Here is a 24,461-nt window from a genome sequence, read left to right on the forward strand (position 1 = left end):
CCGCACCGCCGCTTGACAGCCATCCGGAGCGCGCGCACCATCGTTCGTATACGAATGATAACCGCAGTGCCGCTGGCTCCGACATGGTGACTGAAACGACGAGCGCCGCCATCGACAAGATCCGCTGCGATGCTTGTCCGGTGATGTGCTACATCAAGCCGGGCGCGGCGGGGGCCTGCGACCGCTATGCCAACCACGAGGGCAAGCTCGTTCGCGTCGATCCCCATGTGATCCTGGAGCGCACGGTTTCACATGGCGGCAAGCTGGTCCCGTTCAGCCGTACCGAAGATTGGGACGGCAAGATCGTCCACGAACCCTCGACCTTCGTGACCGCGATCGGCGCGGGCACGACCTATCCCGATTACAAGCCGGCGCCCTTCATCGTCTCCGCGGAGGTCGAGGGCGTCGACATGGTGACTGTCGTCACCGAGGGCATCTTCTCCTATTGCGGCATCAAGGTGAAGATCGACACCGACCGTTATCTCGGCCCCGAAACCGCGACGGTGCGCGCGCAGGGCGAGGCGGTCGGTCACGTCACCACCAGCGAATACGGCTCACAGATGCTCTCGCTCGGCGGCGTGCATCATCTGACTGGCGGCTCCAAGAAGGAGGGCCGCGTCACCTGTGACACCCTGATGGATCTCGCCAATTGCAAGGCGGTCGAGCTGACCATCGACGGCGGCGCGAGCGTCGTGGTGCAAGCCGGCCAGCCGCCAATCGTCAACGGCGTGAAAGAAGAGCGCATGCGCGTCGGCTGCGGCTCGGCGACAATCGGCATGTTCGCCAAGCAATGGCACGGCAAGGTCGACGAAGTCGTCGTGGTCGACGACCACATCACCGGCGTCCTCTCGGAGCATCAGGCCGGCAAGCTGCTCGACATCGCCGACACCGGAATCAAGATGAAGGGGCGACGCTCGACGCCGGGCCGCTATTTCCAGGTCGCCGATCCCGGCACGGGCTGGGGCGGCACCAACATTTCCGATCCGCTGGCGATCCTCGGGCCGTTCGATGCCAAGGAGGCAAAGGCCGGTCTGACCATGCTGATGGTTTCCACCACCGGCGAACATTCGTCCTATTACGTGCTCGACGAGGCCCTGAAGCCGGTCGAGACCGAGATGCCTGCCGATCTGAAATTCTCGGTCGAGCGTATCCAGGAGAATTGCGAACCGGCGCTGTGCACGGTGCTGTTCATGGCCGGCGCGGGCGGCTCGCTGCGCGCTGGCGTCACCGACAATCCGGTGCGGCTGACGCGCTCGGTGAAGGACGCGTTGACGCGCGTCACCAGCGGCGGTGCACCTGTCTATGTCTGGCCGGGTGGCGGCATCACCTACATGGTCGACGTGACGCAGATGCCGGCGGGGGCGTTCGGCTATGTGCCGACCCCGGCCCTGGTCGCGCCGATCGAGTTCACGATGAAGCTGTCGGACTATGCCGCGCTCGGCGGGCACATGGATTATGTAAAGCCGTTGTCCGAGGTGCAGGGCGGTGATGATATCAGGCAATTGCCCTGGCAGAACCCGATTCCGGGACCTCGGGCATGACCAGGCTCCCGCAAATCGCATTGCTGTCTGATGGCCGGCGGCTGCATTTGCAGGATGGTCCGATCGATCTGGTCATTGAGGCGAGGGGCCGCGCGGACGCGGTGCACATTGCCTACCAGGCTGCGGCGCAGCGGTTCACGGGGCTACTCGACGAGCTATGCGCGGAGCTGCCGGAGCTGCGCGCCGTTGCCGAGGAGCGGACTTCGCTGAGGGGCGTGGTGGCGCGCCGGATGCATGCCGCGGTCGCGCCCTTTGCTGCTGATGGATTCATTACGCCGATGGCCGCCGTTGCCGGCAGCGTGGCGGAGGAAATCCTCGGCGCAATGCTGGGCGCTGCGAGCCTCGATCAGGCCTATGTCAACAATGGCGGCGATATCGCCCTTCATCTTGGCGAAGGTGAGAGGTTTTCGGTCGGCCTGATGGATCGGCCCGACCGCGACGGCGTGATGCGGACGATGAGGATCGATGCCGATGATCCGGTGCGGGGCATCGCGACCAGCGGACGCCATGGCCGCAGCTTTTCGCTTGGGATTGCCGACGCGGTGACCGTGCTGGCCGCAACGGCATCGCAAGCCGATGCGGCGGCGACGGTCATCGCCAATGCCGTGGATCTGCCGGGGCATCCTGGCATCATCCGGCAGCCGGCCAGCGAGCTTCAGCCCGACAGTGACCTCGGCCCACGCCTCGTCACCCGCGACGTGGGCGAGCTGTCTCACCATGAAATCGCCGACGCGCTCGAATCTGGCGCGGAACGTGCACGCCAACTGTTCGATCGCGGCTTGATCGAGGGTGCCGTATTGCAACTATGTGGTGATATGCTTGTCGTCGGACCGAAAGATTTTGAGCGGCAGGAAGCGCGCCCGCGTAAGCTGGAGAACGCACTTCATGCCTGAGCAAGGAAGACCCTTAAGGACGCAACCATGAGCGCGATCATCCGCAAGATCGTCACCGTCGTCGAAGAGACGCAGATGGAGATGGGCCGGCAGGTCTCGCCGCCGACGCGGCGTGCCGCGGCAATCGCCGTGATCGAAAACCCATTTGCCGGAAAGTACGTCGAAGACCTCTCGCCGTTGATCGCGATCGGCGAGGAGCTGGGCGAGCTGCTGTCGAAGCGCGCGGTGGCTGCGCTCGGCATCGATGGCGCGAAGGCGCAGAGCTATGGCAAGGCCGCGGCCGTCGGCGAGAACGGCGAATTGGAGCATGCGGCTGCGATCCTTCACCCGAAGATGGGCGCGCCGGTGCGCAAAGTTCTGAGCAAGGGTGCCGCGCTGATCCCGTCATCGAAGAAGCGCAGCGGGCCCGGCACCACGCTCGACATTCCCCTTGGTCACAAGGACGCAGCCTTCGTGCGCAGTCATTTCGACGGCATGGAGGTTCAGATCAACGACGCGCCGCGCGCCAACGAGATCATGGTCGCGGTCGCCGTCACCGATAGCGGTCGTCCGCTGCCGCGCGTCGGCGGGTTGACGGTTGCGGAGATCAAAGGCGAAGACGGTCTAAGATAATTTTAACGGTGGAGGTTGGGATGCGAGCAAAGAACTATTTCGTCGGCGCGGCGTTTGCGCTGTTGGCGGGTGGCATGGCTCATTCGGCCATGGCGCAGGATATCAAGATCGGCGAGATCAACAGCTATTCGCTGTTGCCGGCCTTCACCGAGCCCTACCGGAAGGGATGGCAGCTTGCGGTCGAGGAGGTCAACGCGGCCGGTGGCATCAACGGCAAGAAGCTCGTCGTCGTCTCCAAGGACGACGGCGGCAAGCCGGCGGATGCGCAGACCGCGGCCAACGAGCTCGTCTCGAGCGAGGGCGTTGCGATGCTCGCCGGCACGTTCCTGTCGAATATCGGCCTTGCGGTCAGCGACTTCGCCAACCAGAAGAAGGTCTTCTTCCTCGCGGCCGAGCCGCTGACCGACGCCATCACCTGGTCGAAGGGCAACAAGTACACCTTCCGCCTGCGCCCCTCCAACTACATGCAGGCGGCGATGCTGGTGGAAGCGGCGAGCAAGCTGCCTGCCAAACGCTGGGCGACGATCGCGCCGAACTATGAATACGGCCAGTCCGCGGTCGCGGTGTTCAAGAAGCTGATGTCGGAGAAGCGTCCCGATATCCAGTGGGTCGACGAGCAATGGCCGCCGCAGGGAAAGATCGACGCCGGTCCCGTGGTGCAGGCCGTCGCCGCCGCCAATCCGGAAGCGATCCTCAACGTCACCTTCGGCGCCGACCTCGTCAAGCTCGTGCGCGAAGGCAACACTCGCGGCCTGTTCAAGGGACGCGAGGTCGTGTCCTTCCTCACCGGCGAGCCCGAATATCTCGATCCGCTCAAGGACGAGACGCCCGAGGGCTGGATCGTCACCGGCTATCCCTGGTACTCGATCAAGACGCCCGAACATGACGCGTTCCTGAAGGCCTACCAGGCCAAGTACAACGACTATCCGCGCCTCGGCTCGATCGTCGGCTACCAGACCATCAAGGCGGCCGCCGCGATCCTGGCGAAGGCTGGCTCGACCGATCCGGAGAAGCTGATCGCCGCGGCGGAGGGCATCTCCATGCCGTCGCCGTTCGGCGAGATCACCTTCCGCAAGATCGACCACCAGTCGACGCTCGGTGCCTTCGTCGGCAAGACCGCGCTGAAGGACGGCAAGGGCGTGATGGTGGACTCGTCCTACAAGAAGGGCGCGGATTATCTGCCCGGTGATGCCGAGGTCGAGAAGCTGCGGCCGAAGGATTGAAGCAAGAGAGACCGGGGCCTCCATGGTTCGAGACGCGCGGCGTCGCCGCGCTCCTCACCATGAGGGTCCCGGACCTCATCCTGAGGAGGCGCGGAGCGCCGTCTCGAAGGATGAAGCCCAGCACTGAGATCCAACCAACCCGGACCGCCGATGGCCTTTTATGTCGTACAGTTTCTGACCGGTCTCGCCAGCGCAGCGTCGTTGTTTCTGGTGGCCTCGGGCCTGTCGATCATCTTCGGCGTGACGCGGATCGTGAATTTCGCGCATGGCGCCTTCTACATGATCGGCGCCTACGTCGCCTTCACGCTGACGGAGCGGTTTTCGGGGGCGTTCGGCTTCTGGGGCAGCATCGTGCTGGCCGCGATTGCGGTGGCGCTGATCGGCGTGCTCGTCGAGATGGTGCTGCTCCGGCGCATCTATCATGCGCCGGAGCTGTTCCAGCTGCTCGCAACCTTCGGCCTGACCTTGATGGTCGAGGACCTCGTCGTGCTGGTCTGGGGGCCTGACGATCTCGTCGGCCGGCGCGCGCCGGGCTTCAGAGGCGCCATCGATTTCTTTGGCCAGAACATTCCGAGCTACGACCTGTTCCTGATCGTGCTCGGACCGGTCGTGCTCGGCATTCTCTGGCTGCTGTTCCAGCGTACGCGCTGGGGCGTCTTGGTACGCGCGGCGACGCAGGACCGCGACATGGTTGCGGCACTCGGCGTCAATCAGAAATGGCTGTTCACGTCGGTGTTCGCCGTCGGCGTCTTCCTGGCCGCGCTCGGCGGGGCGCTCCAGATTCCGCGCGATGCCGTGCATCACGCCATGGACCTCCGCATCATCGTCGAGGTCTTCGTCGTCGTGGTGATCGGCGGCCTCGGCAGCATCGTCGGCGCCTTCGTCGCGGCCGTGCTGGTCTCCGAGCTCAATGCCTTCGGCATCCTGATCTTCCCGAAGATCTCCATCATCCTGGTGTTCCTGGTGATGGCCGTGGTGCTGATCGTGCGGCCCTGGGGCCTGTTCGGCAAACCGGAGGCGCCCGCGCGCAAGACACCGGGTCTCACCGTCAATCCATGGCGGCCGCTGACGTCGAACGAGCGGCTCGCCGCGCTCGCGGCACTCGTCATCGCGGCGACGCTGCCGCTGTTCGCCGGTAATTATCTGCTGACCGTCGGCTCGGAAATCGCGATCTTCGTGATCTTCGCCGTCAGCCTGCACTTCCTGATGTCGGTCGGCGGGCTCGCGTCCTTCGGCCACGCCGCTTATTTCGGCCTCGGTGCCTATGGCGTCGCTTTCCTGGCCAAGATGGCGGGGCTGCCGATGATCGTCTGCCTGTTGCTGGGCCCGCTGCTCGGCTGCATGGGCGCGGCCGTGTTCGGTTTCTTCGCCGTGCAGCTCTCCGGCGTGTATTTTGCGATGCTGACGCTGGCCTTTGCACAGATCGTCTGGTCGATCGCGTTCCAGTGGGTGAGTGTCACCGGCGGCGACAACGGCATTCTTGGCGTCTGGCCGGAAAAATGGGCGGCGAGCCCGTCGAACTTTTACTGGCTGGCGCTCGGCGTCGCCGCGCTGGTAACCGTCGCGCTGCGGGCAATGGTGTTCTCGCCCTTCGGCTATGCGCTTCGTGCCACCCGCGACTCGCTCCTGCGCACTGAAGCGATCGGCATCAACGCCAAGCGTATCCAGTGGACCGCCTTCGTGATCGCCGGCACGACCGCCGGTATCGGCGGCGCGCTGTTCGCCTACCTCAAGGGCAGTGTCTTCCCCGACAATCTCGGTATCTCGCTGTCGGTCGATGCGCTGGTGATGGTGCTGCTCGGCGGCGTCGAGACGGTGTCGGGCGCGGTGATCGGCGCCATCGTCTACAAGGCTTTGAACATCTGGCTGGTCAGCCAGACCGATCTGTCGAAGCTTGTGCTCGGCGGCTTCATCATGCTGATCGTCGTCGTCTTCCCCAAGGGTATCGTCGGCATGCTGGAGATGCTGGCGCAACGCCGGAAGAAGGCATCGCCGCCCGGATCTCCCTTGCTCGCCAAGCCGATCGAGTCTGCCGAATGAGCGTTGCACCTCCACTTCTCGCCGTCGAAGGCCTGACCAAATCCTATGGCGGTATCCATGCCGTTCGCGGCGTCTCGTTCTCATTGCGTGCCGGTGAGATCCTGGCCTTGATCGGGCCGAACGGCGCGGGCAAGAGCACCTGCTTCGACATGCTCAACGGCCAGAACAAGCCGGATTCCGGCCATGTCCGGCTGCTGGGCGAGGACATCACGGCCAGGAAGCCGCGGGAGGTCTGGCGGCTCGGCGTCGGGCGCACCTTTCAGATCACCGCGACCTTTGCCACCATGACCGTGCGCGAGAACGTCCAGGTCGCCCTGATCTCTCACAGCAAGCAGTTGTTCAACCTGTTCGGCTCGGCGCCGAAGTTCGACCGTGGCGAGGCCGGCCGGCTGCTCGAGCTCGTCGGCATGGGCGGCTATGCGGATCGTCCCTGCGGTGAGCTCGCCTATGGCGACCTCAAGCGACTCGAGCTTGCGGTGGCGCTCGCCAACCAGCCGAAGCTGCTCCTGATGGACGAGCCGACCGCGGGCATGGCGCCGCGCGAACGGGTCGACCTGATGCGGCTCACCGCGCAGATCGCCCGCGAGAAGTCGATCGGGGTGCTCTTTACCGAGCACGACATGGACGTGGTGTTCGAGCACGCCGACCGTATCATCGTGCTCAACCGCGGCATGCTGATCGCCGAAGGCACGCCGGCCGAGGTGCGCGGCAATCCGCAGGTGCAGGCGGTCTATCTCGGCGAAGGCCTCGTCTATGATGCCCGCCACCGCGAGGGAGCCTCGACATGAAGCTGACTGTCGAGGGCCTCAACAGTCATTACGGCCCGGCGCATATCCTGTTCGACATCGGCTTCGAGGTCGGCGAGGGCGAGGTGGTGGCGCTGCTCGGGCGCAACGGCGCCGGCAAGTCGACGACGTTCCGCTCCATCGTCGGTCTCGTTGCGCAGCGAACCGGCCGCATCCTGTTCGAGGGAAAGGACATCTCGCTGCGCCCGACGCATGAGATCGTGCGCGACGGGCTCGGCTACGTGCCGGAGGAGCGGCGCATCTTCACCGACCTGACGGTCGAGGAAAACCTCGAAGTCGGCCGCCAGCCGAAGCGTCCGAACGCGCCGCACTGGACCCGTGAAAAGCTGTTCGCGCTGTTTCCAAACCTGGGCGAGATGCGGGGCCGTCCGGGCGGCCGCATGAGCGGTGGCGAGCAGCAGATGCTCACCATTGCCCGCACGCTGATGGGCAATCCGTCCCTGGTGCTGCTGGACGAGCCGTCGGAAGGCCTGTCGCCGAAGATCGTCGAGCAGATGGTCGATGCCATCCTGACCATGAAGAAAGAAGGCGTCAGCATCGTCGTCTCCGAGCAGAATCTGCACTTCGCGCGGCTGATCTCGGATCGCGCCTACATCGTCGAGCGCGGCCGCATCTGTTTCGGCGGCACCATGGCCGAGCTCGACGCGCGTCCGGATATCCGCGACGCGCATCTGTCGTTGTGAGGCAATGGGAAGGGGCCACGAACGGATGGCGAGAAGCGTCACGGCGAAGAAAAGCATCAAACCGGCAAAACCGCCTTACGTGCTCGACGAGCAGGTCGGCTTCATCCTGCGCCAGGTCTGGCAGCGCCACAGCTCGATTTTCTCCCGCGACATCGGGACCAACCTGACGCCGACACAATGGGCGGCACTGTCGAAGCTCGCCGAGACCGGGCCGTGCTCGCAGAACCAGCTCGGCCGTCTCACCGCGATGGACGTCGCGACCATCAAGGGGGTGATCGACCGCCTGACGGCGCGCGGCCTCACCGAGACCAGCCAGGATCCCGAGGATGGTCGGCGCCTGCTGGTGAGCCTGACGCGTGCGGGTCAGCAGCTTGCGGAGAAGCTGGCGCCGAACGCGCTGGCGATCACGCGCGAGACGCTGGCGCCGCTCGACGCAAAAGAGCGCGAGACGCTGATGGCGCTGTTGAACAAGCTGCGGTAGCGAAGACGATCGGAACTTAGTCTTTTCCCGGCCATTTGGCCCGGTATCGGATCTCGCTGCGGTCGGGCAGGGAATGCCACGTTCCGAATTCCGGCGTATGCGGCGCCCGGGCCGTCAAATCGATCCGATAGATCCGGCTCGGCTGGCCCTGGATGTTGACAGCGAGCTGCCGGTGCGAGGTTCGAAAGGCGAGCTCGACTTCACCCGTGACGACGGCTTGGTCGCCATCACGGCGAAAGCCGGCCGGGCTGAGCTCGGCAGGCATGGTGTTGATGTCGGTCTGCAACTCGATGGCGATGCTTTGCGGTGAGGTCGGCATCGCCGCACCGGGCGGAAGGCGTATCTCAAACACGAGCAGGGGATTGGCCGCGTTCGGGTTGAGCCACGGCGTCGCGGTTGCGTAGGCGTAGGCGAGGTAAGCGGCGGCGGCTCCGACGCAGAGCAGGGTGACGACGCCGAGCGACTTCAGGCTGTCGCGCGCGACGCTTGCATTGCTTGCGTTCTCGCCTGGACGCGACACCAGCCAACTGGCGAGCACCGCGCCGCCGATCGCGCCGATGGGAGAGTAGACGAACAGCGCCAAAAGGCCCGATGTGATGGGGTCGGCCCGGTTGCCCAGATCGAGCAGGGAAAACAGCACAAAGATCGCGACATAGCCCGCCACCGCACCTACGACGCCGGCGGCAATCCGCGACGAACTCTTCATGGTCCCCTCGACGCTCCAGCAATGCGCGGCCCTCGTCGGGCTGTCCGCATTAGACGCAGCAGGCGGGAGACCAGTTCAACGCGTTCGAGCGGCCAGTCGGAGCGGCGCGCCGCTCCGACTGCCTCACTTCGCCACCACCTCCGGCACCTTGCCGGCCGGCGGCGTGTTGCGGCTACGCTGGGTGCGGACGATGCCGTCGATGATGGTCATGCCGATGCCGGGGAGGTCGCCGAGCTGGACGCTCTCCAGAATGTTCTTGCCTGGCGAGTGCTGCGCCTTGTCCATGATGACGAAGTCGGCGGAGCGGCCGACCTCGATCAGGCCGCAGTCGAGCTCGCGCATCCGCGCGGTGTTGCCGGTGGCAAGGCAAAAGGCGAGCTCGGCCGGCAGATCGCCGAGCGAGGACAGCATCGAGACCATGCGCAAGATGCCGAGCGGCTGCACGCCGGAGCCGGCGGGCGCGTCGGTGCCGAGGATGACGCGGTGCAGGTCGCCCATCTCGCGTGCGGTGCGCAGCGTGAACAGCGCCGAGCGTTCATTGCCATTGTGCACGAGTTCGAGGCCGCGCTTGCAGCCCTCGCAGATGCAGCGGATCTGGTCGTCCGGGAGCGCCGTGTGGCCGCCATTGATGTGGCCGACCACGTCGGTGTCTGCCTCCAGCACCACGTCCTTGTCGATCAGGCCGGAGCCGGGGATCGAGGGGCCGCCGGTGTGGATCGTGCTCTGGATGCCGTATTTGCGGGCCCAGCCGACCATCTTGCGCGCGGTCGGACCGTCCTTGACGCCGCCGAGGCCGACTTCGCCGAGCAGCTTGACGCCAGCCGCCGCCAGATCCTTGAAATCCTCCTCGACCATCTCGCATTCGATCACGGGCGCGCCGGCATGAACCTTCACGCCACCGGGGCGCAGATTCCAGAATGCGCGCTGGGCGAAGATCGCCATGGCCTTCAAGCCGACGACGTCGCGCGGACGGCCGGGCATGTGGACTTCGCCGGCCGAAATCATGGTGGTTACGCCGCCATGCAGATTGCTGTCGATCCAGCCGATCTGGTTCTGGCGGGGCGTCCAGTCACCGGCAACAGGGTGAACATGGCTGTCGATGAGGCCTGGTGCCACCGTGGTGCCGTTGGCCTCCACGATGGTGGTCGCACCTTCCGTGTTGAGATCCTTGAAGCGGCCGATCGCGGTGATCTTGCCGTTCTCGGCGACGATGGTGTCGCCGTCCAGGATGGGCTTTTCCAGGGCGCCGGACAGGATCAGGCCGATATTCCGGATCACGAGCTTCGAGGGTCCGGTGGCCTGGGGTGCGTCATGCGCCATGGAAGGGGCTCCTTATTCCTAACTGCAACGCTTTCGATCTTGGGCAGCCTTGACCCCGGGAGCAAGCAGGATTATTCATTAGTACACGAATGATCGTGTACAAACGACGCATAGCTGGACCGCCTCGAAGACCGCATTGACGCGACAGGGAAGGTGAGATGAGCAATTTCAATCAGGAAAGCGTTTTGAGCGTCCACCACTGGACCGACACGCTGTTCTCTTTCAAGACGACCCGCAGCCCGACCTTCCGCTTCCGCAACGGCGAATTCACCATGATCGGGCTCAAGGTCGGCGAGAAGCCGCTGCTGCGGGCCTATAGCGTCGCCAGCGCCAATTACGAGGACACGCTGGAATTCTTCTCGATCAAGGTCCCTGATGGACCGCTGACCTCGCGCCTCCAGCACCTGAAGGAAGGCGACGAGATCATCGTCAGCCGCAAGGCCACCGGCACGTTGGTGATCGACAATCTGGAGGAGGGGCGCAACCTTTACCTCATCGGCACCGGCACCGGCCTTGCGCCCTTCCTGAGCGTGATCAAGGACCCCGAGACCTATGAGCGGTTCGAGAAGGTGGTGCTTCTGCACGGCTGCCGGCACGTCAAGGAGCTCGCCTACGGCGAGATGATCAACGAGACGCTGCCGAAGGACGAGCTGATCGGCGAGTACATCCGGAACCAACTGATCTACTACCCGACCGTGACGCGCGATCCCTTCCACAACCGCGGCCGCATCACGGACCTCATCACATCGGGCAAGCTGTTCAGCGACATTGGCTTGCCGGCCCTGGAATCCGCCCACGACCGCGTCATGATCTGCGGCAGCCCGGCGCTGGTGGCGGACACCCGCGCGCTCCTGGGCGAGCGCGGCTTTGTCGAGGGAAATCATGGGGAGCCCGCCCAATTCGTGGTCGAAAAGGCCTTTGCCGAGCGATAACGTCGATCTTCCTGCGCAATAAGACCGCATTTTCGCCGCGTGGCGCCCGTTGCGGCGCCGATTCGGCGCTTGATACACTGTGGGAACGAATCAGCGGAGTTCCCACATGGTTGCGGACAGCGACAGCAACATCGCCTGGCACCGGGTCCAGTTGAAGAAGAACCGCGCCGAGTTGAAGGCGCTGGAGACCGCGCGATTCACGATGGGTGAGATCGCCTCGTCGAAGCGGAACGGCCAGACCCAGAAGGCGGTCGCGGAACTCAAGCGCAAGATCGCGCAGTCCGAGCGTACCATTGCCGATCACGACAAGCGCACGCGCCGTCCGCTCGCAACCGATCTCCAGAGTCTCAGCAATGGCAGCTGGAGCCATTGGGACGCCTATACGCAACTGCAACGCAAGACGGGCCAGCGTTCGCCCGGGCGCGGATAGACGCGTCTCGCTTCCAGCGCCCTTGCACCGGCGGTGCCGCCCCCCATCTGGGTGAGACGCCAGCAATCAGTGCGGTGATGCCATGACAGTGCGCCTCGATTTCACCAGCGAGGCCTTCTTTCGCGATCCGCCCAAGGCGATCGCAACGCTGCGCATGTCCGGCCCCGTGGTCGCGACACGATTTCCTCTCGTCGGTGACGTCTGGGTGACCACGACCCATGACGCTACCGCGCAGGTTCTGAAGGACAGCGCGACCTTCACGCTGCGCAAGGAGGACGGCGACGTCGCCGGTCTGCGCTGGTGGATGCCGGGATACGTCAGGACCATCGCCAACAACATGCTGACGATGGACGAGCCGGATCACACGAGGCTGCGCAGCATCGTGGATGAGGCCTTTCGTCGTCGCGCGATCGTCGCGATGGAGCCCCGCATCCGTGCCATCGCCGATGGCCTCGCGGGCGAGCTGTTCGCGCATGACGATCCTGCCGATCTCGTCCAGCGCTACGCGCGCATCCTGCCGCTCGCGGTGATCTCCGAGCTCCTGGGTCTGCCCTTGGCCGATCGTCCCAGATTCATTGCCTGGGCCAACGCGATGTCCTCGCTGACCAATGTCGTCAGCTTCTTCCGCCTGCTGTTCGCGTTCCGCAAGATGCGCGCCTATCTCGCACAGCAATTGCAGATCGCGCGGGCACAGGGCGGCGAAGGCCTGATTGCCGAGCTGATCCAGGTCGAGCGTGAGGGCGGCCGGATCACGCCGGATGAGATGGTCTCCATGGTGTTTCTGCTGCTTGCGGCCGGCTCCGAGACGACCACGCATCTCATCAGCGGTTCCGCCTATGAGCTCCTCAGAAATCCCGGCCTGCGCCATTGGCTGGAACAGGACTGGAGCCGCGTCGGGCTCGCCGTGGAGGAGTTCCTGCGCTTCGTCTCCCCGGTGCAGTTCTCCAAGCCGCGCTACGTGCGGCGGGATGTCGATATCGAAGGCGTTCGCCTGAAGAAGGGCGATCGCGTCATGGTGATGCTCGCCGCGGCCAACATGGATCCGGCGATGCATGACCGTCCGGAGAGGCTCGATCTCGAACGCAAGCCGAACCGTCATCTCTCCTTCGGAACGGGAATCCACTTTTGTCTCGGCCATCAGCTCGCGCGTATCGAGGCGGCCTGCGCGCTGGAGGCGCTGTTCGCGCGATGGCCGAGACTTGGTCTCGCCGTCGATCCTGCGCAGGTCCACTGGCGCAGGCGGCCGGGCCTTCGTGCCATCGCAAAGCTTCCCGTCACGCCGGAGGGTCATGGAACGCATGCCGCGGCGTCTGGGGAAACGACAGTCGATCGTTCCCTTGCGCGCGCGAATTGAGCTTGCCTTTGGCAAATCGTCGCTGATCGTGGGCTGCCAGGAACGGTGCGCAGCGCTTGCTGTTGTCCTCCAGGACCGCGCGCACGTCACCGAAGAGGCTCCGTGCCCGAGGTTTCCAGATCTCACGGAGGTTGGATCATGACCAGCAGAATGCCGAATGTTCCGCCGGACAATCAGAGCCGGAAGGGAACTGGCGACGGCAAACAAATGTCGCCTGATCAGGGCCCGCGCGGCCAGCAGCGTGCGGAAAATCCGGACCAGCAGGGGCAGCAGGGCAACATCAAGCAAAACACGACCAATCAGGGCTACCAGCAAGACCGCTGAGGAGGCGACATCCCATGTCGACATCCACCAAGACACCAAACAGCATTCGCCAGGGCGGACCTGGCGCATCACATGAGAACGCGAAGGCGCCGCTGCAGGTGAAGAAGCCGCCGGCGGATAATTCGCAGCGCAATCACAGCCGCGTCTCGGGTGGCGGAGGCGAGCGCGACTCGCATCACGCCCACGACGAGACGGGAAAGGGCGGAGGCAGGTGAGGATTGGGAGATCCGGATGCAAGGCAGGAAAACCCACGAACAGCAGGTGCGCATTCTCGAGCGCAAGCCCGACACCCCCGACGGGCAGGAGCTCGATCGGGCCGCCGGTCGCAGTCCCCCGGATGCGGGCATCCGTCGTACGCAACCTGAAGCTCGGCAGAGCGAATTTCCGGTGAGCCGCGGCGGTCTCAACCAGGAGAGCGACCACAACAAGCACAATCACGCTGGCCAGAGTGGCCACAAGCCGCCGAAACCGACACCGGCGCAACAGAAGCATTAAGTCGTCGTGAGATCACTACAAGAGGAGAAACCGATGCCAAGTGGGCACGGCAGCAAGACGCACTTCAGATCGGGAATGCACGGCAAGGGCGACGGCACCGGCGCCATGGCCGATATTCCCAAGGACAAGATCGGCGACAACATGGTGCTGTCCAACCGCGACAAGAAGCAGCATTCGGACATTCGCGGCATGGACGGCAAATCCATCCAGACCGAACAGTATCAGGATCACGCAGCCAACCGGCTCGACGAGAAGCCGGAGACCGACGAGACCTGAGAACGTTCCTCCCGCTGAACTTGCGGACCGGCGTTCAGCCGGTCCGCTTTTTTGTCGGCTTTAGGTCGCGCTCCCAACCGAACACGGAGCGGCCATCGAGATCCGGCGAAGCCGCACGCTCGTTGGCGATGTAGGCCTCGATCGGTGGTCCGCTCGCTGTGCGTTCCAGCCGCCGCGCCTGGTCGTCGAGGCGCTTGATCGCCTGCATTTCCTCGTCGCGTCCGAGCTTCGCGTTCCGGACCGCACCCTTCAGCACGCGGATGGTCTCGTCATAGACCTTGATCGGGACGGGATAGGGATGCCGGTCCTTGCCGCCATGGGCGAGCGAGAAACGTGCTGGATCCTCGAAACGGTAGGGCGCGCCGTGCACGACCTCCGCGACCATTGCCAGTGAGCGGACGGTGCGCGCGCCGACGCCCGGCGTCAGCAGCAGTTCGGGAAAATCGACCGGGCCGCGCTCGGCTGCGGCGGCGAGGGTGCCGTGCAGGCGGCGCGCGAACACGTCCTTGGGCCTGACATCGTGATGCGCGGGCATGATCAGGTGCGGCAGCATCGCCTGTGCCGGCTCGGGCCCGGTCCCCAAGAGTCGTTCGAATTCGCACACGATGCGATCGGGGCCGAGATCCCCCAGCAGATCGAGCTGCGCGCTCCGCGAGATTTCGGCGCGATGGTCGGTGAGATTGACGATCTCACCCTGTTGCGGCCCGTCAATCGCGCTATGCGGCGTATCGACGAAGCTCTTCAGCGCCACGGAATGCCAGTGATAGCGTCGCGCCTGCCGCTTGTCGCCATTCATGCCCTGCTGCACCACCGTCCATTTGCCGTCGGCGGTGACGAAGAAGCCGTGGAGATAGAGGTCGAAGCCGTCTTGCACGGCCGCGCTGTCGACCTTCGCCACCAGGCGGCTTGCGCGAGTCAGCTTTGCGCCGTCGAATCCAACGCGGTCGCCGAGCTGCATCAATTCGTCCGGTGTCTTGCGCGAATGCTGGCCGCGTCCGCCGCAGACATAGATCCCGAGCTCGTCCTGAAGCGGCCCGAGCCCGCGCTTCAGCGCGCCGATCACGGAGGTCGTGATGCCGGAGGAGTGCCAGTCCATTCCCATGACGGCGCCGAATGACTGGAACCAGAACGGATGAGATAGCCGCTGGAGGAACGCATCGCGGCCATAATGCTGCACAATCGCCTGCGTGACGATCGACCCGAGCGAGGCCATACGGTTCGCCAGCCACGGCGGAACCCGTCCGGTGTGCAAGGGAAGATCGGCGCTGCCGCTTCGTCGAGTCATGAGCGTCGCAAACTAGCCCAATTCGGCAACGGTTGCACTTGTGGAATGCTGCGTTGCACAGGGCGGGGGACCGAAGCCGGCCGGGAGGCGTTGAGCCGGCTACGCGAATGCAAACGGGGACAGCAATGAATTGGCAGGCCCTCATGGCGGACATCGACACGATGTTCGGCTGGATACCGTCGTGGTTTGTCGGCCTCAGCCTGGTGCTCGGCGCGATCCTGCTGGCCCTTGCCCTGCATCGGCTTGCGGCCTGGCTCCTCAATCGCGCCTTCGGAACTCGTCTCCCGCTTTTAAGCGTGTTCATCGAGCGTACGACGGGCCCGGCTCAGCTGGCGCTGTGTCTTGGCGCGGTCGCATTGGTGCTGCCGCTCGCGCCGCTCGACGACACGATCCGCACGCCACTCATGCGGCTGTTCGTCGTCGCCGTCATTGCCCTGATCGGCTGGATCTCGATCCGGATCGTCGACATGAGTGCGGCGCGCTATCTGCAGAATTTTCGTGACGTCACCGAGAATTTCGTCGCCCGCAAGCACGTCACGCAGGTCCGCGTGTTCAAGCGCGTCACCGACACCATCATCGTCATCATCACGGTATCGACCGCATTGATGACGTTCGACTCGGTCCGGCAGTACGGCGTCAGCCTGTTCGCCTCCGCCGGTGCGGCCGGTATCATCGTCGGTCTTGCCGCACGGCCGCTGCTCAGCAACCTGATCGCGGGCCTGCAGATCGCCATCACCCAGCCGATCCGCATCGAGGACGCGGTGATCATCGAGAACGAATGGGGCTGGATCGAGGACATCGCCGCGACCTATGTCGTGATCCGGCTGTGGGACTGGCGCCGCATGGTGGTGCCGTTGTCCTACTTCATCGAGAAGCCGTTCCAGAATTGGACCCGCGACACCGCATCTCTGATCGGCGTCATCGCGCTCCATGTCGATTACCGCGCCGACGTGTCGCGCATCAGGCGCTGGCTGGAGGAAGCGGTGAAGGACTCCAAGCTCTGGGATGGCGCCGTGGTCAATCTTCAGGTGATCGATGCGGATGCGCGCACCATTGAGCTTCGCGCGCTGGTCAGCGCGAGGAACGCGCCGCAATCCTGGGACCTGCGCTGCGAGATCCGGGAAAGGCTGGTGGCCTTCATTCGTGACGAGATGCCGGAGGCGCTGCCGCGCGAGCGGGCGATCCTGATCCCGTCGGGCGGTGGCGATGATACCGATTTCATGCAGGGCCCCGCGCCGCCCGAGAAGATGCGGGCGAGTGCGCATAACTGACCGCCGCTTGCATCTGAAGAGCTCACTGGGCGCGGATGTTGGCGGCCTTGAGCACCGGCTCCCACTTGGTCGCCTCGGCGTGCAGATAGGCGTCAAACTCCTTGGCCGAGGAGCCGGCCGGGGTTGCGCCGATCTTGCCGAGCGTCGACAGCACGTTCGGATCCCGAAGTGCCACCTTGAGATCGGTCTCGAGCTTCGCCACGATCTGCGGCGGCATCTTTGCCGGCCCCAGCACGCCCCACCACACCGAAACGTCGTAGCCGGGTACACCCGACTCGGCGATGGTCGGTACATCCGGCAGCGCCTTGGATCGCTCGGCCGAAGTCACGGCAAGCGCGCGCACCGGGCCGTTTTCAAGCTGGCCGATCGCTTCTGCGAGCGGATTGATGCTGAGCGGGATCTCGCCTGCGATCACGGCTGTCAGCGCGGGCGCGCCGCCCTTGTAGGGGATCGCGACGATCTTGGTGCCGGACATGTGTTTCAACAGCTCGCCCGCCAGATGCGCCGAGGTGCCGTTGCCGGACATGCCGTAGGAGAGCTTGTCCGGCTCCTTCTTCGCGGCCGCCAGGAGATCGCCGAGCGTCTTGTAGGGGCTGTCCTTGGCCACGACGATCGCGAGCGGCGAGGAGGCTACCTCTGTGATCGCCGTGAAATCCTTGAACGTGTCGTAGGGCACGCTCGGATAGATGAACTGGTTGAGCGGATGGCCGCTCGCGACCAGGATCAAGGTGTAACCGTCGGGCGCGGCCTGAGTCAGCGCCTGCGAGGCGACGATGCCTCCGGCGCCGGGACGGTTGTCGACCACCGGTTGCTGTCCCCAGGTCTTGGCCAGTGCCTGGCCCAGCGTGCGCGCGAGCACGTCGACCGCGCCGCCAGCTGCGTAGGGGACCAGGATGTGGACCGGCTTGCTCGGATAATTGTCCGCGGCCTGCGCGGCACTGCCCGCCAGCAGCAGACCGGCACCCAGCAACAGAGCGCCGATCTTCTTGTTCAAACCCAGCATTCCCAGCACTCCAAAAGGGCATTCGTGCGCGTGCCGGCGGTCTCCGGCCATGGCCCTCGGTTCTTGTTGACGAGACCTGATCTTTTGTACGATAGTACAAATCTTATGGCACGCAACCCCGTCAGCAAGGAAACGGCCCGCAAGCCGAACATGCGCGAGGCGATCCTCGCCGCCGCCGAGGAGCTGTTCGCCACCAACGGCTTCAATGCCGTCTCGGTGCGCGACATCGCGCAAGCCGCCGGGGCGAATCCCGGCAGCGTGACCTATCATTTCAAGACCAAGGATGGCCTGCTGCTGGAGATCTACCGGCGCCATTGCGGGCCGATGAACCTGCGCCGTTCGGAACTGCTCGCCGCCGCAAGCCGCGTGCGCGATCTCCAGGACCGGCTGGAGGCGATCGTGCGCGCCTATGTCGTGCCAGCCTTCACCTCGGGCAGCGATCTTGCCGGCGGCGGGGCGCGCTTCACGCGATTGCGCGCCGTGATGTCAGCCGAGGGTAACGACGTCGCGCGTAAAATCATCGCGCAGACCTTTGACGACACCAGCCACGCCTTCATCGATGCGATCCACGCGAGCCTGCCGCATATCCCCCGCACCGACATCGTCTGGCGCAGTCACTTCCTGCTCGGCGCGCTCTATTATTCGCTGGTGACGCCGGAGCGCGTGACGCGCCTGTCGCGCGGTGAGGCCGATGGCGGCGATCCCGCGGGTGCCATCGAGCAACTGGTGCAGGCCACGGTTGCCGCGTTCCAGGCGCCGCCGCTCGATCATGCCGCGCCGGCGCGCCGGCGGCCGGCCGTCAGCGGCAAGACTTGAATGAACGTCTCGCTTCGGCGGTTCACCTGATGACGATGATGTACACGCCGACCATCCCGCCGCCAGATCCGAACACGCGCACGCCGGCGTTCAAGCTGCCGGAACTGTCCTGCGATGCGCACTGCCATATCTTCGGGCCAGGCGCGAAATATCCTTATGCGCCGGATCGCTCCTACACGCCGCCGGATGCTCCGCTCGAGGCCTTTCGCGGGCTGCATGCCAAGCTCGGTGTCGAGCGCGCGGTCATCGTCAATGCCAGCGTGCACGGCACGGACAACACGGTGGCGCTCGATGCCATCGCGCAGAGCAATGGTGCCTACCGCGCCGTCGCCAATATCGACGACACCATCACCGAGCGCGGGCTTCGCACTTTGCACGAAGGCGGCTTTCGCGGCTGCCGATTCAATTTCGTCCGCCATCTCGGCGGGGTGCCTGACAAGGGCGTGTTCGATCGCGTCATCGCCATGGTCGCGCCGCTCGGCTGGCACATCGATTTGCATTTCGACGCGGTCGACCTGCCGGACTATGCCGACATGCTGGCGAAGCTGCCGCTGAGCTACACCATCGACCATATGGGACGGGTGAAGGCGTCCGACGGGCTCGACCAGCTTCCGTTCAGGATCCTGATCGAGCTGATGCGGCGTGACGAGAAATGCTGGGTCAAGATCTGCGGCTCGGAGCGGGTGTCGTCGAGCGGTCCGCCGTTCACCGACGCGGTGCCGTTCGCCCGCAGGATCGTCGAGACCGCGGCCGACCGCGTCGTCTGGGGCACGGACTGGCCGCATCCCAACGTCAAGGTGATGCCGAACGACGGCGACCTCGTCGACCTCATTCCGCTGTTCGCGCCGGAGCCGGAGTTGCAGCGGAAGATCCTGGTCGACAATCCCGCGCGTCTGTTCGGGTTCGGCCAATGAGGTCGCTAACGATCGACGAGCTGCGCGGGATGCATGCGAACGAAAGGAGTGTCCCATGAAAACAGGTCTGGTGATCACCGCCCATCCCGGCGATTTCGTCTGGCGCGCCGGCGGCGCCATCGCGCTCCATGCGAAGAAGGGCTACCGCATGAAGATCGTCTGCATGTCCTTCGGCGAGCGCGGCGAAAGCCAATTCGCCTGGAAGGAAAAAGGCGCGACGCTGGAATCGGTCAAGGCCGGCCGCAAGGACGAGGCGGAGCGGGCGGCGAGGCTTCTGGGTGCAGAGATCGAGTTCTTCGACTGCGGCGACTATCCGCTGAAGCTCACCGAGGCGCATTTCGACCGCATGGTCGACATTTACCGCGAGCTCAACCCGAGCTTCGTTCTGACGCACGCGTTGGAGGACCCATATAATTTCGACCATCCCAACGCCGCGCATTTCGCGCAGGAAACGCGCGTGGTCGCGCAGGCGATGGGCCACAAGCCCGGTGCGCAGTACAAATATTCGGCGCCGCCGGTGTTCTTGTTCGAGCCGCATCAGCCGGAACAGTGCAACTACAAGCCCGATCTGCTTCTCAAGATCGACGAGGTCTGGAAGGAGAAGTACGAGGCATTCCAGATCCTGGCCGCGCAGAAACATCTCTGGGGTTATTACGAGCGCGTCGCGCTCAATCGCGGCATTCAGGGCAGCCGCAACACCGGCGTGCCCATGACCTATGGAGAGGCCTATCAACGCCTGTTTCCGACCGTTGCGGAGGAGCTGGCATGAAGCCTGTCGTCGTCCGCAACATTGAGCGAGCCGATCCCGCCGGCATGGCGGACTACGGCGTCTCGACGGTGCATGAGGCCTATGGGCGCATCGGCCTGATGAAGCCTTACTTGCGGCCGGTCTGGCCGGGGGCGGCAATTGCGGGGCCTGCCGTCACCGTGCTGGCGCAGCCCGGCGACAACTGGATGATCCATGTCGCGGTCGAGCAATGCAGGAAGGGTGACATCCTCGTCGTCGGCTGCACCACCGACAATACCGACGGCATGTTCGGTGAACTGCTGGCGACCTCGCTGCAGGCGCGCGGCGTGCAGGGTCTGGTCATCGACGCCGGCTGCCGCGACGTCGAAGCACTGCACGAGATGAGGTTTCCGGTGTGGTCGCGCGCCGTATCGGCCAAGGGCACGGTCAAGGCGACGCTCGGCTCGGTCAACATTCCCGTGGTCTGCGCCGGCGTCAACGTCGATCCCGGTGACATCGTTGTCGCCGACGACGATGGCGTCGTCGTGGTGCCGAAGCGTTATGCCGTCGAGGTCGCCGAGAAGGCGAAGAAGCGCAACGCCGACGAAGACGGCAAGCGCAGACGGCTTGCCTCTGGCGAGCTGGGTCTCGACATGTACAACATGCGCGAGGCGCTCGCCAAGGCCGGGCTCGTCTATGTCGACAATCCCGAGGACGTCTAGGGCAACGGCGGGAGCGGGCGGATGGATCGCGTCAAGCTGAAGGCCGTGCTCGGCAGTCACCCCCACGTCCAGGCGGTGAAGAGCGGCGAGCTCCGCTCCGAGCTCTTCGATCTCGACTTCGTCGAGCACACGCCCACCAACACGGCGTTCAAGCCGATGGTGCGGGAGCAGGCCTTCGACGTCTGCGAGATGGCGATCGTCACCTATCTGATGGCGAAGGCGCATGGAAAGCCGCTGGTGCTTTTGCCGGCGACCATGCTCGGCCGCTTCCAGCATGCCTATGGGCTATACAATCCCGCGCGGGGAAGGCTCGGGCCGTCCGATCTCGAAGGCAAGCGCGTCGGCATCCGCTCGTTCACGACCACGACCGGAGCCTGGATCAGGGGGATTCTCGCCAACGACCATGGCGTGAACCTCGACAAGATCCGCTGGGTCACCTTCGAGGATCCGCACGTCGCCGAATATGTCGACACCACCGAGCGTGCCCCGAAGGACAAGAAGATCCTGCAGATGCTGCTCGACGGCGAGCTCGACGCTGTGCTTGGCGAGGTCTCGAACGATCCGAAGGTGAAGCCGCTATTCCCTGATCCGGCTGCGGAGGCCGCCAGATGGTACGCGCGGCGCGCCGTGGTCCCAGTCAACCATCTCGTGGTCGTGACTGAGCAACTCGCGAAATCGCGCCCCGACGTGGTCGCGGGCATCTATGATCTGCTGAAGCGCAACAAGGAGCAGATGGGGCCTGCGGCCTCGCCGGATCTCCTCCCGTTCGGCGTGGAGGCGAACAGGAAGCCGTTGGAACTGATCGTCGACTATGCGTTCCAGCAGGCGCTGATTCCGCGCCGCTATGCGATCGAGGACCTGTTCGACGAAACGACACGGGGATTGAACTGATGGCTGATCCGAAGCGATGGCAGATCGGGCTCGTTGGATATGGCGAGGTCGGCAGGATTCTGGCCGAGGACCTCCGCCGGCAGGACATCAAGGTCGCTGCCTATGATATCAAGCTCGGTCGCGAAACGGGCGTAGCGCTGGAAGAGCATGCTGCGCAATTCGGAGTGACGCTCGCAGCCTCTCATGCAGAGCTGGCCGCGACATGCGACTTTATCATCTCCGCCGTCACCGCCAGCCAGGCCGTGCCGGTGGCGAAGGCCTGTGCGGCGGGGATCAACCAGGGCACCTGGTTCCTCGACTTCAACTCGGCATCTCCCGGCGCCAAGCAGCGCGCGGCGGCGCCGATCGATGGCGCTGCCGGCCGGTATGTCGAGGGCGCGGCGATGACCTCGGTGCCGCCTTATCGCATCAAGGTACCGTTGCTGCTCGGCGGTCCCGGGGCGAGGGAGATCGAACCGCTTCTGAACGCGATCGGCTTTGCTGCGAAGGTCGCGAGCGACAAGCTCGGTGTGTCCTCGGCGGTGAAGATGTGCCGCAGCATCATGATCAAGGGCCTCGAGGCCATGGTCATCGAGAGCTTTACGACGGCGCGCGCCTATGGGGTCGAGGATGCGATGCTGGCCTCGCTCGCGGAGACGTTCCCCGGCATCGATTGGAAGAAGCAGGGCGCCTATTGCTTTCAGCGCGTGATCGAGCATGGTCGCCGGCGTGCCGAGGAAGTGCGTGAGGTCGCCGAGACCGTGCGCGAGGCAGGGCTGACGCCCTGGTCCGCGCAGGGCACCGCCGAGCGTCAGGCCTGGGTCGCCGACCTCGCCGATGAAGGGCTGTTTGGCGTCAGGGGAACCAAGGAGTTCGCCTGCAGCGTGGATTGGCGCATCGAGGCGGACCGGATACTGGCGCGGATCAGGCGCTGACGCCGCACGCGCGTTCAGCTCAAGACTTTGCCGGCGTCGCGATAGTTCGAGATTTCGTCGCGGGCGAGCTCGATCAAGTCGACCAGGCTCTTGGCCTTGCGGACCACCTGCTCCTTGGCGGGCGCGGTGCGGAAATCCGTGAGGATCATGCGGATGCACTTGTCGGCGGTATCGAGCGTCAAGAGCGCGCGGGTCATGTCGTCTTGCGTGTGGATCGCCGCAATATCGAGATCCGACAGGACCTCGCCGATTCCATTCAGCCGCTTGACGGCCGTTTCCGCAGGCGTGTTGGCCCGAATGGAGCGATAATCGATGCTGCTGAATGCGCTGAACATAGACATACTTCCCGACTGAACCCAGATGGTTCAGGGCGCCCTTAGTATGATCCGGACGGCATCTTGTTCAATGCGCGCAGCTACGGTCCGGGATTCTACCGGACTCGGATTTGGGGCCGGAATCGACAGTAAAACTGGAGGAATTGGTCCGATGATCACCCGGGTCCCCGACGATTTTACCGTTGGAGATTCCGCCGGAAACGCCGTCAGCTCCCGGGCCGGAACAGAGCGGGCCGCTGTCGCACAAAGGTCCGTCGGCCGTTCTTGAAGCCCATCATCACGTCAGGCAGCTCGGCGACGGCGAACCGGCTGTCTTGCGTATCGAGCACGATGAGATCGGCGGGGTTGCCGAGCTTGATGCCGTAATCGTCAAGGTTCATCAACCGCGCCGGCAGTTCGGTCACGAGATCGAGGCAGGTGTCGAAATCGCTCACCGAGGCGTGCGCGACATTGGCGTAGAAGTTCGCCATCCGCAGCAGCGACGCATCTCCGAAGGGCGTGAACGGATTGAGCACGTTGTTGGTCGCGACCGAGCACACGATGCCGTCGCCCGCGAGCTTGTGGGCGAGTGTCAGCCCGCGCGGCGCGTTGTGGGTGGCTTCGCGTCCCATCAGATAGAGATCGGTCGCGGGCAGCACGGTCACCGCGATTCCGGCTCTCGCAAGTTGCGTGGTGGCGGCCTTCATCCGCTCCGGCGGCAACGCCGAGAGTTTTGTCGCATGGCCGATCGCCACGCGTCCCTGATAATTGCGCCGCTCGGTCTGGCGGCAGACCTCGTCGAGATGCCACCAGGAAGGATCGAGGTCGAAATCGAGATGGAGGTCGACGTCGACGTCGAATTCCTGCGCGAGGTCGAAGATGCGTTCGAGATGCGCGTTCGGATCGGTGTCCATATAGGGGCAGCCGCCGATCACCTCGCCGCCGTCGCGCAGCGCCTGGATCAGCAGGTCTTCGCTGCCGGGGTCGTTGGTCAGGCCTTCCTGCGGGAAGACGCAGAGCGACAGCTCGATTGCCCAGGCATAATCGCGCTTCAGCGCCCGGACCGCCTCGAAGCCACGCAAGGCGATGCGCGGATCGACCTCGACATGGGTGCGCATGCGCGTCGTGCCGTGCACGATCGCACGCTCGAGCACCCGGGCGCCGCGGGCATAGACGTCTTCGACCGTGAAATCGCGCTTCATCCCGGCAACGGCGCGGATGGCATCCGAGACGCTGCCGTGGTCATGCCCGCAGCGGCCGAGCAGGCAGGCTTTGTCGAGATGGATATGGGTGTCGACAAAGCCCGGCAGGGCGAGACGCCCGCCGAGGTCGACTTCGACGCACTCGCAGGCGAGCTTCGGCTCGATCGCGGCAATACGACCGCTTTTCACGCCGATATCGACGGGTGCGGCGGATGAGCGCGGCAGCGCGTTGCGGAAGATGAGGTCGAAAGCGGTCTGGGTGGTCATGGCATCGGATTCAGCTGTG

General features: G+C 64.7%; 28 protein-coding genes. 22 read left to right on the forward strand and 6 right to left on the reverse strand.

What is annotated here, in order from left to right:
* Positions 1–83 precede the first annotated feature (83 nt).
* The 8 genes from ACFDR6_RS08790 to ACFDR6_RS08825 all read left to right on the forward strand — a co-directional run bounded on the left by ACFDR6_RS08790 (position 84) and on the right by ACFDR6_RS08825 (position 8,279).
* On the forward strand, positions 84–1,541 hold the full coding sequence (locus ACFDR6_RS08790; protein WP_375858065.1) for a 6-hydroxynicotinate reductase: 1,458 nt from the start codon (positions 84–86) through the stop codon (positions 1,539–1,541).
* On the forward strand, positions 1,538–2,434 hold the full coding sequence (locus ACFDR6_RS08795) for a UPF0280 family protein (protein ID WP_375858066.1): 897 nt from the start codon (positions 1,538–1,540) through the stop codon (positions 2,432–2,434). The genes ACFDR6_RS08790 and ACFDR6_RS08795 overlap by 4 nt, the downstream gene beginning before the upstream one ends.
* Positions 2,435–2,461: 27 nt before the next feature.
* Positions 2,462–3,046 (forward strand): amino acid synthesis family protein, encoded by a 585-nt coding sequence (locus ACFDR6_RS08800; protein WP_084803796.1) that lies wholly within the window; start codon positions 2,462–2,464, stop codon positions 3,044–3,046.
* Between the two features lie 20 nt (positions 3,047–3,066).
* Positions 3,067–4,269, forward strand: a complete 1,203-nt coding sequence (locus tag ACFDR6_RS08805; protein ID WP_212087064.1) for an ABC transporter substrate-binding protein — start codon at positions 3,067–3,069, stop codon at positions 4,267–4,269.
* Between the two features lie 150 nt (positions 4,270–4,419).
* Positions 4,420–6,309 (forward strand): ABC transporter permease, encoded by a 1,890-nt coding sequence (locus ACFDR6_RS08810; RefSeq protein WP_212087061.1) that lies wholly within the window; start codon positions 4,420–4,422, stop codon positions 6,307–6,309.
* Positions 6,306–7,097, forward strand: a complete 792-nt coding sequence (locus ACFDR6_RS08815; RefSeq protein ID WP_212087058.1) for an ABC transporter ATP-binding protein — start codon at positions 6,306–6,308, stop codon at positions 7,095–7,097. Before ACFDR6_RS08810 ends, ACFDR6_RS08815 begins: the two co-directional genes overlap by 4 nt.
* Positions 7,094–7,798 carry an ABC transporter ATP-binding protein gene (locus ACFDR6_RS08820; RefSeq protein WP_212087055.1) on the forward strand — a complete coding sequence of 235 codons (705 nt, stop codon included), beginning with the start codon at positions 7,094–7,096 and terminating at the stop codon, positions 7,796–7,798. Before ACFDR6_RS08815 ends, ACFDR6_RS08820 begins: the two co-directional genes overlap by 4 nt.
* Before the next feature lie 25 nt (positions 7,799–7,823).
* Positions 7,824–8,279 (forward strand): MarR family winged helix-turn-helix transcriptional regulator, encoded by a 456-nt coding sequence (locus ACFDR6_RS08825; protein WP_212087052.1) that lies wholly within the window; start codon positions 7,824–7,826, stop codon positions 8,277–8,279.
* 16 nt (positions 8,280–8,295) lie between these two features.
* Here ACFDR6_RS08825 and ACFDR6_RS08830 read toward each other — a convergent pair whose 3' ends face one another.
* Both ACFDR6_RS08830 and ACFDR6_RS08835 read right to left on the reverse strand, forming a co-directional pair.
* The gene (locus ACFDR6_RS08830) at positions 8,296–8,985 is read right to left on the reverse strand and encodes a hypothetical protein (RefSeq protein WP_212087049.1); all 690 of its coding nucleotides are present in this window, start codon (positions 8,983–8,985) and stop codon (positions 8,296–8,298) included.
* A 123-nt stretch (positions 8,986–9,108) separates the two neighbouring features.
* The gene (locus tag ACFDR6_RS08835) at positions 9,109–10,305 is read right to left on the reverse strand and encodes an amidohydrolase family protein (protein ID WP_212087046.1); all 1,197 of its coding nucleotides are present in this window, start codon (positions 10,303–10,305) and stop codon (positions 9,109–9,111) included.
* A 158-nt stretch (positions 10,306–10,463) separates the two neighbouring features.
* Here ACFDR6_RS08835 and ACFDR6_RS08840 point away from each other — a divergent pair, with 158 nt between their 5' ends.
* From ACFDR6_RS08840 to ACFDR6_RS08870, 7 genes are all read left to right on the forward strand, one after another.
* The gene (locus tag ACFDR6_RS08840; RefSeq protein WP_212087041.1) at positions 10,464–11,237 is read left to right on the forward strand and encodes a ferredoxin--NADP reductase; all 774 of its coding nucleotides are present in this window, start codon (positions 10,464–10,466) and stop codon (positions 11,235–11,237) included.
* Between the two features lie 106 nt (positions 11,238–11,343).
* Positions 11,344–11,667: a hypothetical protein gene (locus tag ACFDR6_RS08845; RefSeq protein WP_212087038.1), complete on the forward strand. Its 324-nt coding sequence runs from the start codon at positions 11,344–11,346 to the stop codon at positions 11,665–11,667.
* Between the two features lie 82 nt (positions 11,668–11,749).
* On the forward strand, positions 11,750–13,021 hold the full coding sequence (locus ACFDR6_RS08850) for a cytochrome P450 (protein ID WP_212087035.1): 1,272 nt from the start codon (positions 11,750–11,752) through the stop codon (positions 13,019–13,021).
* 138 nt (positions 13,022–13,159) lie between these two features.
* Complete coding sequence (locus ACFDR6_RS08855; RefSeq protein WP_212087032.1) at positions 13,160–13,345, forward strand: hypothetical protein; 186 nt, start codon at positions 13,160–13,162, stop codon at positions 13,343–13,345.
* Positions 13,346–13,359: 14 nt separating this feature from the next.
* On the forward strand, positions 13,360–13,560 hold the full coding sequence (locus tag ACFDR6_RS08860) for a hypothetical protein (RefSeq protein ID WP_212087029.1): 201 nt from the start codon (positions 13,360–13,362) through the stop codon (positions 13,558–13,560).
* Between the two features lie 16 nt (positions 13,561–13,576).
* Complete coding sequence (locus tag ACFDR6_RS08865; protein WP_212087026.1) at positions 13,577–13,840, forward strand: hypothetical protein; 264 nt, start codon at positions 13,577–13,579, stop codon at positions 13,838–13,840.
* Positions 13,841–13,873: 33 nt separating this feature from the next.
* Complete coding sequence (locus ACFDR6_RS08870) at positions 13,874–14,116, forward strand: hypothetical protein (protein WP_212087023.1); 243 nt, start codon at positions 13,874–13,876, stop codon at positions 14,114–14,116.
* Positions 14,117–14,150: 34 nt separating this feature from the next.
* Here the strand turns inward: ACFDR6_RS08870 and ACFDR6_RS08875 are convergent, their stop codons facing one another.
* Entirely contained in the window at positions 14,151–15,401 is a 1,251-nt protein-coding gene (locus ACFDR6_RS08875) for a DUF763 domain-containing protein (RefSeq protein WP_212087014.1), read from the reverse strand.
* Positions 15,402–15,526: 125 nt separating this feature from the next.
* Here ACFDR6_RS08875 and ACFDR6_RS08880 point away from each other — a divergent pair, with 125 nt between their 5' ends.
* Positions 15,527–16,672, forward strand: coding sequence for a mechanosensitive ion channel family protein (locus ACFDR6_RS08880; RefSeq protein ID WP_212087011.1), 1,146 nt, complete (start codon positions 15,527–15,529; stop codon positions 16,670–16,672).
* 22 nt (positions 16,673–16,694) lie between these two features.
* Here ACFDR6_RS08880 and ACFDR6_RS08885 read toward each other — a convergent pair whose 3' ends face one another.
* Positions 16,695–17,675, reverse strand: coding sequence for a tripartite tricarboxylate transporter substrate binding protein (locus ACFDR6_RS08885; RefSeq protein WP_375858067.1), 981 nt, complete (start codon positions 17,673–17,675; stop codon positions 16,695–16,697).
* A 105-nt stretch (positions 17,676–17,780) separates the two neighbouring features.
* Here ACFDR6_RS08885 and ACFDR6_RS08890 point away from each other — a divergent pair, with 105 nt between their 5' ends.
* Genes ACFDR6_RS08890 through ACFDR6_RS08915 form a run of 6 tightly spaced genes read left to right on the forward strand, consistent with a single transcriptional unit; the run spans position 17,781 to position 22,659 of the window.
* Positions 17,781–18,491 (forward strand): TetR/AcrR family transcriptional regulator, encoded by a 711-nt coding sequence (locus tag ACFDR6_RS08890; protein WP_212086997.1) that lies wholly within the window; start codon positions 17,781–17,783, stop codon positions 18,489–18,491.
* A gap of 29 nt (positions 18,492–18,520) precedes the next feature.
* Positions 18,521–19,405, forward strand: coding sequence for an amidohydrolase family protein (locus tag ACFDR6_RS08895; protein WP_375858549.1), 885 nt, complete (start codon positions 18,521–18,523; stop codon positions 19,403–19,405).
* 55 nt (positions 19,406–19,460) lie between these two features.
* A complete protein-coding gene (locus ACFDR6_RS08900; RefSeq protein WP_212086993.1) occupies positions 19,461–20,174 on the forward strand; it encodes a PIG-L deacetylase family protein in 714 nt (237 codons plus the stop codon).
* On the forward strand, positions 20,171–20,854 hold the full coding sequence (locus ACFDR6_RS08905) for a 4-carboxy-4-hydroxy-2-oxoadipate aldolase/oxaloacetate decarboxylase (RefSeq protein WP_375858068.1): 684 nt from the start codon (positions 20,171–20,173) through the stop codon (positions 20,852–20,854). The genes ACFDR6_RS08900 and ACFDR6_RS08905 overlap by 4 nt, the downstream gene beginning before the upstream one ends.
* Before the next feature lie 21 nt (positions 20,855–20,875).
* Complete coding sequence (locus ACFDR6_RS08910) at positions 20,876–21,745, forward strand: substrate-binding domain-containing protein (RefSeq protein ID WP_375858069.1); 870 nt, start codon at positions 20,876–20,878, stop codon at positions 21,743–21,745.
* Entirely contained in the window at positions 21,742–22,659 is a 918-nt protein-coding gene (locus ACFDR6_RS08915) for a DUF1932 domain-containing protein (RefSeq protein WP_375858550.1), read from the forward strand. The genes ACFDR6_RS08910 and ACFDR6_RS08915 overlap by 4 nt, the downstream gene beginning before the upstream one ends.
* A 14-nt stretch (positions 22,660–22,673) precedes the next feature.
* Here ACFDR6_RS08915 and ACFDR6_RS08920 read toward each other — a convergent pair whose 3' ends face one another.
* Complete coding sequence (locus ACFDR6_RS08920; protein ID WP_375858070.1) at positions 22,674–22,994, reverse strand: hypothetical protein; 321 nt, start codon at positions 22,992–22,994, stop codon at positions 22,674–22,676.
* A gap of 206 nt (positions 22,995–23,200) precedes the next feature.
* Positions 23,201–24,442 (reverse strand): amidohydrolase family protein, encoded by a 1,242-nt coding sequence (locus ACFDR6_RS08925; protein ID WP_375858071.1) that lies wholly within the window; start codon positions 24,440–24,442, stop codon positions 23,201–23,203.
* Between the last annotated feature and the right edge of the window lie 19 nt (positions 24,443–24,461).

Origin of the sequence: Bradyrhizobium tunisiense, from assembly GCF_042263385.1 — a bacterium.
Classification (GTDB): Bacteria; Pseudomonadota; Alphaproteobacteria; order Rhizobiales; family Xanthobacteraceae; genus Bradyrhizobium; species Bradyrhizobium tunisiense.

What these genes read in the sequence shown, in the direction of transcription:
- ACFDR6_RS08880 (WP_212087011.1), top strand. Translation starts at nt 15,527, where the DNA reads ATGAATTGGCAGGCCCTCATGGCGGACATCGACACGATGTTCGGCTGG.
- ACFDR6_RS08790 (WP_375858065.1), top strand. Translation starts at nt 84, where the DNA reads ATGGTGACTGAAACGACGAGCGCCGCCATCGACAAGATCCGCTGCGAT.
- ACFDR6_RS08835 (WP_212087046.1), bottom strand. Translation starts at nt 10,305, where the DNA reads ATGGCGCATGACGCACCCCAGGCCACCGGACCCTCGAAGCTCGTGATC.
- ACFDR6_RS08890 (WP_212086997.1), top strand. Translation starts at nt 17,781, where the DNA reads ATGGCACGCAACCCCGTCAGCAAGGAAACGGCCCGCAAGCCGAACATG.
- ACFDR6_RS08820 (WP_212087055.1), top strand. Translation starts at nt 7,094, where the DNA reads ATGAAGCTGACTGTCGAGGGCCTCAACAGTCATTACGGCCCGGCGCAT.
- ACFDR6_RS08900 (WP_212086993.1), top strand. Translation starts at nt 19,461, where the DNA reads ATGAAAACAGGTCTGGTGATCACCGCCCATCCCGGCGATTTCGTCTGG.
- ACFDR6_RS08895 (WP_375858549.1), top strand. Translation starts at nt 18,521, where the DNA reads ATGACGATGATGTACACGCCGACCATCCCGCCGCCAGATCCGAACACG.
- ACFDR6_RS08795 (WP_375858066.1), top strand. Translation starts at nt 1,538, where the DNA reads ATGACCAGGCTCCCGCAAATCGCATTGCTGTCTGATGGCCGGCGGCTG.
- ACFDR6_RS08905 (WP_375858068.1), top strand. Translation starts at nt 20,171, where the DNA reads ATGAAGCCTGTCGTCGTCCGCAACATTGAGCGAGCCGATCCCGCCGGC.
- ACFDR6_RS08825 (WP_212087052.1), top strand. Translation starts at nt 7,824, where the DNA reads ATGGCGAGAAGCGTCACGGCGAAGAAAAGCATCAAACCGGCAAAACCG.
- ACFDR6_RS08855 (WP_212087032.1), top strand. Translation starts at nt 13,160, where the DNA reads ATGACCAGCAGAATGCCGAATGTTCCGCCGGACAATCAGAGCCGGAAG.
- ACFDR6_RS08925 (WP_375858071.1), bottom strand. Translation starts at nt 24,442, where the DNA reads ATGACCACCCAGACCGCTTTCGACCTCATCTTCCGCAACGCGCTGCCG.
- ACFDR6_RS08910 (WP_375858069.1), top strand. Translation starts at nt 20,876, where the DNA reads ATGGATCGCGTCAAGCTGAAGGCCGTGCTCGGCAGTCACCCCCACGTC.
- ACFDR6_RS08805 (WP_212087064.1), top strand. Translation starts at nt 3,067, where the DNA reads ATGCGAGCAAAGAACTATTTCGTCGGCGCGGCGTTTGCGCTGTTGGCG.
- ACFDR6_RS08920 (WP_375858070.1), bottom strand. Translation starts at nt 22,994, where the DNA reads ATGTTCAGCGCATTCAGCAGCATCGATTATCGCTCCATTCGGGCCAAC.
- ACFDR6_RS08810 (WP_212087061.1), top strand. Translation starts at nt 4,420, where the DNA reads ATGGCCTTTTATGTCGTACAGTTTCTGACCGGTCTCGCCAGCGCAGCG.
- ACFDR6_RS08840 (WP_212087041.1), top strand. Translation starts at nt 10,464, where the DNA reads ATGAGCAATTTCAATCAGGAAAGCGTTTTGAGCGTCCACCACTGGACC.
- ACFDR6_RS08800 (WP_084803796.1), top strand. Translation starts at nt 2,462, where the DNA reads ATGAGCGCGATCATCCGCAAGATCGTCACCGTCGTCGAAGAGACGCAG.
- ACFDR6_RS08830 (WP_212087049.1), bottom strand. Translation starts at nt 8,985, where the DNA reads ATGAAGAGTTCGTCGCGGATTGCCGCCGGCGTCGTAGGTGCGGTGGCG.
- ACFDR6_RS08850 (WP_212087035.1), top strand. Translation starts at nt 11,750, where the DNA reads ATGACAGTGCGCCTCGATTTCACCAGCGAGGCCTTCTTTCGCGATCCG.
- ACFDR6_RS08885 (WP_375858067.1), bottom strand. Translation starts at nt 17,675, where the DNA reads ATGCTGGGTTTGAACAAGAAGATCGGCGCTCTGTTGCTGGGTGCCGGT.
- ACFDR6_RS08815 (WP_212087058.1), top strand. Translation starts at nt 6,306, where the DNA reads ATGAGCGTTGCACCTCCACTTCTCGCCGTCGAAGGCCTGACCAAATCC.
- ACFDR6_RS08865 (WP_212087026.1), top strand. Translation starts at nt 13,577, where the DNA reads ATGCAAGGCAGGAAAACCCACGAACAGCAGGTGCGCATTCTCGAGCGC.
- ACFDR6_RS08870 (WP_212087023.1), top strand. Translation starts at nt 13,874, where the DNA reads ATGCCAAGTGGGCACGGCAGCAAGACGCACTTCAGATCGGGAATGCAC.
- ACFDR6_RS08860 (WP_212087029.1), top strand. Translation starts at nt 13,360, where the DNA reads ATGTCGACATCCACCAAGACACCAAACAGCATTCGCCAGGGCGGACCT.
- ACFDR6_RS08875 (WP_212087014.1), bottom strand. Translation starts at nt 15,401, where the DNA reads ATGACTCGACGAAGCGGCAGCGCCGATCTTCCCTTGCACACCGGACGG.
- ACFDR6_RS08845 (WP_212087038.1), top strand. Translation starts at nt 11,344, where the DNA reads ATGGTTGCGGACAGCGACAGCAACATCGCCTGGCACCGGGTCCAGTTG.